Origin of the sequence: Streptomyces sp. NPDC020747 (assembly GCF_044334695.1) — a bacterium.
In the GTDB taxonomy this organism is placed as follows: Bacteria; Actinomycetota; Actinomycetes; order Streptomycetales; family Streptomycetaceae; genus Streptomyces.
Genome location: NZ_JBIRTJ010000002.1, coordinates 878494 through 888363, shown reverse-complemented (window position 1 = coordinate 888363; position 9870 = coordinate 878494). Strand labels below are relative to the sequence as shown.

Genomic DNA, 9870 nt, shown 5'->3' with positions numbered 1-9870 from the left:
TCGAACTCATCGGCGGCGTCCGCTTCCCCGCCATCGGCGAACTCCCCTACCTCCTCACCCTCGCCGGCCACGGCTTCTACTGGTTCCGACTCCGCAAGGAAATGGCGTAGGAACACGTAGGAAGAAGGACATGGCCTGGAAACAGGGAGAAGAAGCAGGTAGGAGTAGAACGGGGGCGGGGCGGTTTCCGCCGCCCCGCCTGGGGCACGCATCAGTAACACCCCGACTCACCCGGTTTCCGGGTCCTGGGGAAAGGACGCGACGCCATGTCGGAAGCCGTCACCCGTTCCGCGCACTCCGCTTCGACGAGTCCAGGCATCCTTGCGTCCCTCGATCCGCTGCTTCGCGAGTGGCTGCCGCGGCAGCGGTGGTTCGCGGGCAAGGGCCGTCCCGTCACCGGGTTCTCGCTGGTGGCGGCGACGGAAGTGCTGCCGTGGGACTCGAAGCTGGGGCTGCTGCATCTGCTCGTGCGGGCGCATCAGCCGCTCGTACCGACGCAGAGCGCCGCCACACATCCGGCCGACTGCTACCAGCTCCTGATCGGTGTGCGCGAGACGCTGCCGCCACGGCTGGCGCCCGCGCTGATCGGCCGTCCGACCGAGGGACCGCTGGCCGGACGGACCGTGTACGAGGCACTGCACGACGCACGGCCCGCCGATGTGCTCCTGGAGGCGCTGCGGTCGCGGGCGCGCGTCGGCGACCTGCGCTTCGAGCGGGACACGCGGCAGGAGATCCGGGACGGTCTGGTGCCGCGGCTGGTGACGGCCGAGCAGTCGAACTCCTCGATCGTCTACGGAGATACGTTCATCCTGAAGCTGTTGCGGCGGATCGTGCCGGGGGACAACCCCGACCTGGAGCTGCCGCTGGTGCTGTCCCGCGAGGGCTGCCCCCGGGTTCCGGCGCCCGCCGGGTGGCTGCTCGCGGACCTGGCCGACGAGACGTACGTACTGGGTGTGCTGCAGCCCTTCGTCCAGGGAGCGGCGGACGGCTGGGAGCTCGCGCTGCGTGAGCTCGCCAAGGGCGAGGACTTCAGCGGTGAGGCGCGGGCGCTGGGGCGGGCCACCGCCGAGGTGCACATGGCGCTGGCGCGGGCACTGCCCACGGTGACCATGGGACGCGGGCAGCTGGAACTGCTCGTGGACGGTATGACCGAGCGGCTGGAGGCCGCCGCCCAGGCGGTGCCCGCGCTGCGGCCGTACGCGCCGGGGCTGCACACCGCCTTCGAGGCGCTCGCCGACCTGGCGGGCGAGGGCGAGACGTGGACGGCCCAGCGGATCCACGGGGATCTGCACCTCGGGCAGTGTCTGCGGTCGCCGTCCGGTGAGTGGTCGCTGATCGACTTCGAGGGCGAACCCTCCAAGCCGCTCGCCGAGCGGCGGATGCCTCAGCCGACCGCGCGGGACGTGGCCGGGATGCTCCGCTCCTTCGACTACGCGGCACATTCGCACGCGCCCCTCGTGCCCGGCTGGGCCGACACCTGCCGGGCGGCCTACTGCTCCGGGTACGCCGAGGCCGGCGGGCGTGATCCGCGTACGGATCCGGTGCTGCTGCGCGCGTACGAGACGGACAAGGCGGTCTACGAAGTCGTGTACGAGGCACGGCACCGGCCCGACTGGCTGCCCGTGCCGATGGAGGCGGTCCGCCGCCTGGCCCTCTCCGGATCGTCGTAGGCACGCCCCTTACGTCCCCACCCGCCCCGCCCGCCTCACCCGTCCTCCCCTCCCGCTCATCACCGTCGACTCCGCCGAGGAGGCTCCACCCGTGACCCCCCGCCCGAACCCGCCCGCCAAGAAGCCGAAGAGCGCCAAGGCAAAGGCCGGCACGGACAAGGCCACCGCCAAGGCGGAGGCGAAGGCCAAGCCCGCGGTCGCGGAGCCCACGGAGCCCGTACGGGATGTAGAGCCGCCCGTGCGCGATGCGGAGCCCGTACAGGGTGCGGAGCCGCCCGTGCGCGATGCGGAGCCCGTACAGGTCGCGGAGCCCGTGCGGGATGTGCGGCCGTTGGCCGTGCTGGACCGTGGGGACCGGGAGCGGCTGCTCGGGGGCGCGCATCACGAGCCGCACTCCGTGCTCGGGGCCCATCCCGTGCCCGACGGTGTGGTCTTCCGGGTGCTGCGGCCGTACGCACTGTCGGTGACGGTCGTCACCGGGGAGCTGCGGGCCGAACTGCACGACGACGGCGAGGGGTTCTTCTCCGCCGTGCTGCCGTTGCGGGAGGTGCCCGCGTACCGGCTGCTCGTGGAGTACGAGGGGACGGTTCAGGACACCGAGGACGCGTACCGGTTCCTGCCCACGATCGGTGAGTTCGATCTGCATCTGTTCGGCGAGGGGCGCCACGAACAGCTGTGGACGGCGCTGGGTGCCGAGCCGATGGTCCACCAGGACGTGGCCGGCACCCGGTTCACCGTCTGGGCGCCCAACGCCCGGGGGGTGCGGGTCGCCGGAACCTTCAACTTCTGGGACGCCACGGCCTTTCCGATGCGGTCGCTCGGCTCCTCCGGGGTGTGGGAGCTGTTCGTTCCCGGGATCGGTGAGGGCGAGCTCTACAAGTTCGAGATCACCCGGCCCGACGGTTCCAAAACGATGCGGGCCGACCCGATGGCACGGCGTACGGAGATCCCGCCCGCCACCTCCTCCATCGTGCACGCCTCGCGTCACGAGTGGCAGGACGGGGAGTGGATGGCGCGACGGGCCTCCGACCCGCCGGCCCATGAGGCGCCTTTCTCGGTGTACGAGGTCCATCTGGCGTCCTGGCGACCGGGGTTGACGTACCGTCAGCTGGCCGAGCAACTGCCGTTCTACGTCTCGGACCTGGGCTTCACCCATGTGGAGCTGATGCCGGTGGCGGAGCACCCCTTCGGCGGTTCGTGGGGCTATCAGGTCACCGGCTTCTACGCGCCCACGGCAAGGCTGGGTACGCCGGACGACTTCAAGTACCTCGTCGACGCGCTGCACCGGGCCGGGATCGGCGTGATCATGGACTGGGTGCCCGCGCACTTCCCGCGGGACGACTGGGCACTGGCGGAGTTCGACGGCCGGCCGCTGTACGAGCACGAGGATCCGCTGCGGGCCGCGCATCCCGACTGGGGAACCCTGGAGTTCGACTACGGACGCCGGGAGGTGCGCAACTTCCTGGTCGCCAACGCGGTGTACTGGTGCGAGGAGTTCCACATCGACGGCCTGCGGGTCGACGCGGTGGCGTCCATGCTGTACCTGGACTACTCGCGCGAGCCCGGGGAGTGGACGCCCAACGTCCACGGCGGCCGGGAGAACCTCGACGCGGTGGCCTTCCTCCAGGAGATGAACGCGACGGTGTACCGGCGTGAGCCGGGGGTCGTCACGATCGCCGAGGAGTCGACGGCGTGGGACGGCGTCACGCGGGCCACCCACCACATCGGGCCGGGCGGCTTCGGGGGGCTCGGCTTCGGTCTGAAGTGGAACATGGGCTGGATGCACGACTCGCTCGGCTATGCCGCGCACGAGCCGGTGCACCGCAAGTACCACCACCACGAGATGACGTTCTCGATGGTGTACGCGTACAGCGAGAACTACGTCCTGCCGATCTCCCACGACGAAGTCGTGCACGGGAAGCGGTCGTTGGTGTCCAAGATGCCGGGCGACTGGTGGCAGCAGCGGGCCACGCTGCGGGCGTATTTGGCCTTCATGTGGGCGCACCCCGGCAAGCAACTCCTCTTCATGGGGCAGGAGTTCGCGCAGGGCGCCGAGTGGTCCGAGGCGCACGGGCCCGACTGGTGGCTGCTCGACCCGTCGTACGGGGCCGCCGCCGACCACCGGGGTGTGCGGGACCTCGTCCGGGACCTCAACACCGTGTACCGGCATGCTCCGGCGCTCTGGGAGCGGGACATCGATCCCTCCGGGTTCGCCTGGATCGCGGGGGACGCGGTCGAGGACAACGTCTTCGCGTTCCTGCGGTTCGACGCGGGCGGGTCGCCGTTGTTGTCCGTCTCCAACTTCTCGCCTGTGGTGCGGCACGAGTACCGGCTCGGTGTTCCGGACGACGTGCCCGCCTGGCACGAGATCCTGAACACGGACGTCGGCCGCTACGGCGGCGCCGACGTCACGAACCCCGACCCCGTCAAGCCCGACGCCCAGCCCTGGCACGGCCGCCCGGCGAGCATCCGGCTGACGCTGCCGCCCCTGGCAACGGTGTGGCTGCGGCCGGCCTAGTTTCCGTCCGGCATCCTCACATCGAGGGCCGGCAGGTCGGGCCGGTGGTGGACCCGGGCGCTCGTGGGGGTCACTTCAGGCGCGGCGAGATGAGGTCAGACGGGTCCCTGACCGCGTCCTGACAGAATCGTCATATCTTCACGCCATGGTCTGCGCCATGTGGAATCCCTTCGATCGAGCATGGCCGGACCGCCGCACGGGGTCATCCCGTGGCGCGCGGCCCGGGCGCGGTCGTACGCTCCGGGCCGCGGTGTTCACCTCCGTCGGCTCGACCGCGCTGGTCCTCCTCACCGCATGCGGTGACGGCGGCGGAGGCGACGCGGACAAGGGCGGTCGGGACGGGGTCGCCTCGATCGACAGCCCGGCGGCGGGCGGTGGTTCGCCGCGGTCGAAGAGCGCCGATCCCGACGCGGGCCGTCCGCAACTCCGGCTGGACAGCACCCGGGAGGAGGAGATGCGTCTCTACGACGCCTGGGCCGCCTGCATGAAGGAGAACGGGGCGGAGAAGAAGGAGAACAACGCCATCAACGAAGCCGCCCTGAAGGCCTGTAGGTCGAAGCAGCCGCTCGATCCGCCGGAGCTGGATCCGGCGAAGAACCCGGAGTACCGCGACGACACCCGGACCATGGTGCGGTGCATGAACAAGCACGGCATCAAGAGCGTACTCACGGAGGACGGCTGGGGCCTCGATGACGGAGACAGCCTCAACCATCCCGACTACCAGGAGATCAGCGACGCCTGCGAGATGAAGGCGTTCGGCGAGGGCTGACGACACCGGGGCGGCCCGTCCGCAGGGCAGGTGGCGGGTGGCCCTCGAAGCGCCGGTACCGGCGGTCGTGCCGGCACCGGCGGTCGACATGGCGAGCGCGTCGACCGTGACCACGCGGCAGGACCACGCCGGGAAGCACCGAGCGGCTCAGCAAAGGCGGTTCCGTGGGCGTCAGTTGGGCTTTCGGGAGCCGAACATCAGGTGGCGCAGGGCGCCGAGCAGGCGCTGGGCGGGGCGTTCGGACGTGCGCGGGGCGTTCGGCGTCGTGACGCGGGCGCCGGACCGGGGTACGGGCCGGTGAGCCGGACTGCTCTCGCTCAGCTCGTAGCGGACGGGCAGCAGCCGCAGCCCCCGCACCACCGGTCCCGAGCGCCAGGGCAACTGGTCGGGCGGCAGGGTGAGTTCGACCTTGGAGAAGTGTTCGAAGATGCGGCCGACGGCCGTGGTCACGATGGTGCCGGCGAGTTCACGGGCGGCGGTGGGGCACTGGTGAGGCCCGGCACCCCACCCCAGATGCGCCCGTGTGCTCACCGAGGAATCCACGATGTGGGACCCGATCGCCATCAGGTCCCGGTGAGCCGCCGCGGAGGACGGCGACACGATGTCACCGGCCCGGATCCAGAAGTTCCCGAGCCTGACGTCACGCGCCGCGAAACGGAAACACATGTTGGCCACAGGCGTGTTGGCGAGAGCGGCCCGGTTGACCGTTTCTCCGATCAGCCCGGCCGACAGGCTCCGCCGGACGGTCGCGTTGCCCCGCAGCACCTCCAGCAGCGTGTTGCAGACCATGTTGCCGGTGATGTCGGTGAGGTAGACGGCGTTCATGAACAGCTCCCGGCCCAACTGCTCGTCGGACAGGGCCGGATTGGCGAGCAGCAGGTACGACGTGAGGTCGTCGCCCGGACGGGCACGGCGGTGGGCGGCGAGCCGGGTCATCGCCGCCAGGGCCCTGCCCGTGGCGGGGCCCGCGTCCGGCCCGCCGTCCAGCATCCGCCACAGGTCCATGACCAGCTCGTCACCCAGCTCGACGGGACAGCCGAACAGCCGGGTGGTGACCATGAGCAGCAACGGCCGGGTGTACTGCGCCGCCAGGTCCGCGAACCCTGCGGACCCGGACTCAGCGGCCAGCATGGCGATGAGCTCGTCCGCGTACGCCACCACGGTGGACCGCAGCTCCCACCCCTGCGGAGTGCGCGCGTCCTGGAACGGCCCGAGCGCCGTGTGGTAGCTCTGCCGCGCGGCGCGGTGCTCCTCGCCGTCCATGAACATCATCTGCCGGACCTCGTACCCGGCGAGCAGGGGCCAGCCGTGCGGCAGCCGCCCCTCGGCCCGCGCCCGCCAGTGGCGGATGTCCCGCCGCCACTGGCTCTCGTTGCGCAGCACCTCCAGAACCTCGCGGTAGTCGAGAACCAGCCACACCGGCACGCCCAGCAGACCGACCGGCGCCACCGGCCCGTACGTGTGCCGCAGCCTTCCGTAGACGCTGCCCGGATCGGCGTCGAACTCCGACGTCAACAGGGGCTCGACGGAGAGCGATTCGAGCGGCAGGCTGTCGGCCGGGGCCACGCCGAACGGATGAGGTTCCATGGCGAACACGATTACCGCATCAGGCGTACACCGGCTGTGACCAAGACACCAACTGTTACGACTTGGTGATGTCTGCGGAGGATGTGGCGATTGCCTATCGGTTCACCGCCTCCGCCAGCGGTTTCGGCAGCTCCCCCGTGTGTACGATCCCCAGCGCCTGCGTGGCCCGCGTCAGGGCCACGTACAGATCGCTCGTGCCGTAGCGGGCCGGCTCGACCACGAGGACCGCGTCGAATTCCAGCCCCTTCGACTGACGGGGGTCCAGCAGCACGACCGAACGGGTCAGATCGGGCTGCGCCCCGGCCGTGACCCCGTCGAGGCGTGCCGCCAGGGCCGCGTGCAGGTCGCGCGGCGCGATCACCGCGAGGCGCCCCTCGGCGGGAGCCAGCTCCGCGACGGCCTTCTCCACGGCGCCGGGCAGCTCGGCGGCGTCGGCGGCCTCGCGCACCAACGGGCGTACGCCCGTCGAGCGGACCGAACTCGGCGGCTCGAAGTCCGCGTTCTCCGCGCGCGGGACGGCCGCCGCCACGTCCATGATCTCGGACGGTGTGCGGTAGTTGACCGCGAGGCGGGTGTGCTCCCAGCGGTCCTCGACATAGGGCTGGAGGATGTCCGACCAGGAGCCGACGCCCGCCGCGTCGGACGTCTGCGCGGGGTCGCCGACCAGCGTCATCGACCGGGTGGGGCTGCGGCGCATCAGCAGGCGCCACGCCATCGGCGACAGCTCCTGCGCCTCGTCGACGATGATGTGCCCGAACGCCCAGGTACGGTCGGCCGCGGCCCGTTCGGCGGCGCTGCGGTGGTCGTCCTCCTCGTGGCGCTCGGCCATCCGCTCGGCGTCGATGATGTCGTGCGCGGAGAGAACCTCGGCGTCCTCGTCGTCCTTGTCCTCGAACTCGTACGTCCTGGAGGCGTAGGAGACGTCCAGCACGCCCTGGGCGTACGCGACTTGCTGGTTGCGCTCCCGTTCCGCGGCGGCCCTCGCCAACCGGTCGTCCTCGCCGAGGAGTTCGGCGGCCTCGTCGAGGAGGGGGACGTCGGCGGTGGTCCACGCCCGTGTCACCGTACGGCGGATGGCGTTCGCGTCGGCCTCACAGAGGTACGCGTCGGGTTCGGCGAGGAAGTCCGCGATCAGCCGCCGCGGGGTGACGCGCGGCCACAACTGGTCGATGGCGGCCCAGACTTCGGGGTTCTCGGCCAGCTCGTCGCGGATCTGGGTGACGTCGCTCGGGTCGAGCAGGTTCGTGCCGTCGAAGGGGTCCGTGCCGATCCGCTCGGCGAGCATGTCGGTGAGGGTGTTGAGGATGTGGCCCTCGAAGTGCTCGCGGGCCGCGTTGTGCGGCAGGTCCACCTCGCGGGTGCGGTCACGGGCGACGCTTACGAGACCGGCGTCGAGCATCAGGATGTCCCGCTCGTGCTCGATGGCGATCACCGGGTCGGGCAGCGCCTGACGGTCGCGTACGACGGCTGCCAGGACGTCGGCCATCTCGGCGCGGCCCTTCACGGCGGCGGCCTCGGGGGTGTCGGACGCGGTCGCCCTCACCCCGGGGTACAGCTCGCCGACGGTCGCGAGCAGCACGCCCGTCTCGCCGAGCGAGGGCAGCACCTCGCCGATGTAGCCGAGGAAGGCGGGGTTCGGGCCGACGATCAGGACGGCACGCTTGGCGAGCAACTCCCGGTGCTCGTAGAGGAGATAGGCCGCCCGGTGGAGCGCGACGGCTGTCTTGCCGGTGCCCGGGCCGCCCTCCACCACCATCACTCCGCGGTGCGGGGCGCGGATGATGCGGTCCTGCTCGGCCTGGATGGTCTGCACGATGTCGCTCATGCGGCCGGTGCGCGCGGAGTTGAGGGCGGCGAGCAGCACGGCGTCGCCGGTCGGGTCCTCGTGTCCGGTGCGCTGCCGGTCCCCCAGGTCGAGGATCTCGTCATGCAGGGCGGCGACCGAGCGGCCCTCGGTGGTGATGTGCCGACGGCGGCGCAGGCCCATCGGGGTGTGGCCGGTGGCGAGGTAGAAGGGGCGGGCGACCGGGGCCCGCCAGTCGATCAGGATCGGGGTGTGCTCGGTGTCGTCGGCGCGGATGCCGATACGGCCGATGTGGTGGGTGAGTCCCGTGTTCAGGTCGATACGGCCGAAGCAGAGCGAGCCGTCCACCGCGTTGAGCGCGGCGAGCAGGCCCGAGCGCTCGGCGACGAGGACGTCCCGCTCCAGGCGGGCCTGCATCGGCGTGCTGCCCTGCGCGAGCGCGTCCGCCACCGCGGTCTCGGTGCCGCCGCGCAGGGCGTCCACGCGCGCGTACAGACCGTCGATGAATTCCTGCTCGTGCCTCAATTCATCGTCGGTGAATTCTGTGTGTGATCCCCTGTTTGACAATTCCGCTCCCGGCCGGATATACTGCGCCTAGTGAACTTCTTTCGCGACCAAGTTCCTTGAAGTCGCGAACCATTCAATATACGCAAGGAAATCCCCCGCAGGCAATTGGCCGCGGGGGATTTCCTGTTTACCTGGGGGTTTCGGCCGACGGATACCGGCGGACACGCCTGCCGACCGTCCGGCTACAGCACGTCGGCCAGTTCCTCCAGCAGCCGTCGCTTGGGCCGGGCGCCCACCATCGACTTCACCGGCTGCCCGTCGCGGAACACGATGAGCGTGGGCATCGACAGCACCCCGTACGCGTTCGTGGTCTCCGGATTCGTGTCCACGTCCAGCTGCACCACCTTGAGCCGGTCTCCCTCCTCGGCGGCGACGGCGCTCAGCACCGGCGCGATCTGCCGGCACGGCGGGCACCAGTCGGCGGTGAACTCCACCAGCACGGGCAGCTCCGCCCCGATCACCTCCGCCTCGAAGTCCGCGTCCGTCACTTCGGCCACACCCGCTGCCTTGATCACCTGAAGGTCCCTCCCAGTTCGCACACGGGCTCCGGACCGCCCGGAACCTCCGCCCCGGCCGCCAGCTCGTCCCTCGACGCCTCGGCCCTCGCCAGCTGGTCGCCGACATGCACACGCACGGCCTGCAACTCACCGATCAGCGCGTCGAGTTCGCCCAGCTTGCGCCGGTACACGGCGAGCGACGCGGGGCAGGAGTCGCCCTCCGGATGCCCGGCCCGCAGACACTCCACGAAGGGCCGCGTCTCCTCCAGGTCGAACCCGAAGTCCTGCAGCGTCCTGATCTGCCGCAGCAGCCTCAGATCGTCCTCGTCGTAGGTGCGGTACCCGTTGTTCCCCCGCCGCGCGGGCAGCAGCCCCCGCGACTCGTAGTACCTGAGGGTCCGCGTGGTGGTCCCGGCCCGCGCCGCCAGCTCGCCGATTCGCATGCCCACGAACGTAAT

At 70.8% G+C, this 9870-nt stretch carries 8 protein-coding genes; 4 read left to right on the top strand and 4 right to left on the bottom strand.

Features of this window, described 5'->3' with window-relative positions; translation table 11 throughout:
• From ACH4YP_RS09075 to ACH4YP_RS09060, 4 genes are all read left to right on the top strand, one after another.
• Positions 1–110, top strand: a 110-nt coding sequence (locus ACH4YP_RS09075) for an alpha-glucosidase C-terminal domain-containing protein (protein ID WP_398490052.1), incomplete at its 5' end; no start/stop codon positions are given.
• A gap of 156 nt (positions 111–266) precedes the next feature.
• Positions 267–1670, top strand: a complete 1404-nt coding sequence (locus ACH4YP_RS09070; protein WP_398489997.1) for a phosphotransferase — start codon at positions 267–269, stop codon at positions 1668–1670.
• Between the two features lie 91 nt (positions 1671–1761).
• Positions 1762–4188, top strand: coding sequence for a 1,4-alpha-glucan branching enzyme (glgB, locus tag ACH4YP_RS09065; protein ID WP_398489995.1), 2427 nt, complete (start codon positions 1762–1764; stop codon positions 4186–4188).
• 250 nt (positions 4189–4438) lie between these two features.
• Positions 4439–4957 (top strand): hypothetical protein, encoded by a 519-nt coding sequence (locus ACH4YP_RS09060; RefSeq protein WP_361061394.1) that lies wholly within the window; start codon positions 4439–4441, stop codon positions 4955–4957.
• A gap of 171 nt (positions 4958–5128) precedes the next feature.
• Here the strand turns inward: ACH4YP_RS09060 and ACH4YP_RS09055 are convergent, their stop codons facing one another.
• The 4 genes from ACH4YP_RS09055 to ACH4YP_RS09040 form a co-directional block, all read right to left on the bottom strand.
• Positions 5129–6544, bottom strand: a complete 1416-nt coding sequence (locus ACH4YP_RS09055) for a cytochrome (RefSeq protein ID WP_361061392.1) — start codon at positions 6542–6544, stop codon at positions 5129–5131.
• 94 nt (positions 6545–6638) lie between these two features.
• Positions 6639–8933 carry a HelD family protein gene (locus tag ACH4YP_RS09050; RefSeq protein ID WP_398490051.1) on the bottom strand — a complete coding sequence of 765 codons (2295 nt, stop codon included), beginning with the start codon at positions 8931–8933 and terminating at the stop codon, positions 6639–6641.
• A 164-nt stretch (positions 8934–9097) separates the two neighbouring features.
• On the bottom strand, positions 9098–9430 hold the full coding sequence (gene trxA, locus ACH4YP_RS09045; protein ID WP_361061390.1) for a thioredoxin: 333 nt from the start codon (positions 9428–9430) through the stop codon (positions 9098–9100).
• Positions 9427–9855, bottom strand: coding sequence for a MerR family transcriptional regulator (locus tag ACH4YP_RS09040; protein ID WP_361061388.1), 429 nt, complete (start codon positions 9853–9855; stop codon positions 9427–9429). The genes trxA and ACH4YP_RS09040 overlap by 4 nt, the downstream gene beginning before the upstream one ends.
• Positions 9856–9870 lie beyond the last annotated feature (15 nt).

What these genes read in the sequence shown, in the direction of transcription:
- ACH4YP_RS09070 (WP_398489997.1), top strand. Translation starts at nt 267, where the DNA reads ATGTCGGAAGCCGTCACCCGTTCCGCGCACTCCGCTTCGACGAGTCCA.
- ACH4YP_RS09040 (WP_361061388.1), bottom strand. Translation starts at nt 9,855, where the DNA reads ATGCGAATCGGCGAGCTGGCGGCGCGGGCCGGGACCACCACGCGGACC.
- ACH4YP_RS09055 (WP_361061392.1), bottom strand. Translation starts at nt 6,544, where the DNA reads ATGGAACCTCATCCGTTCGGCGTGGCCCCGGCCGACAGCCTGCCGCTC.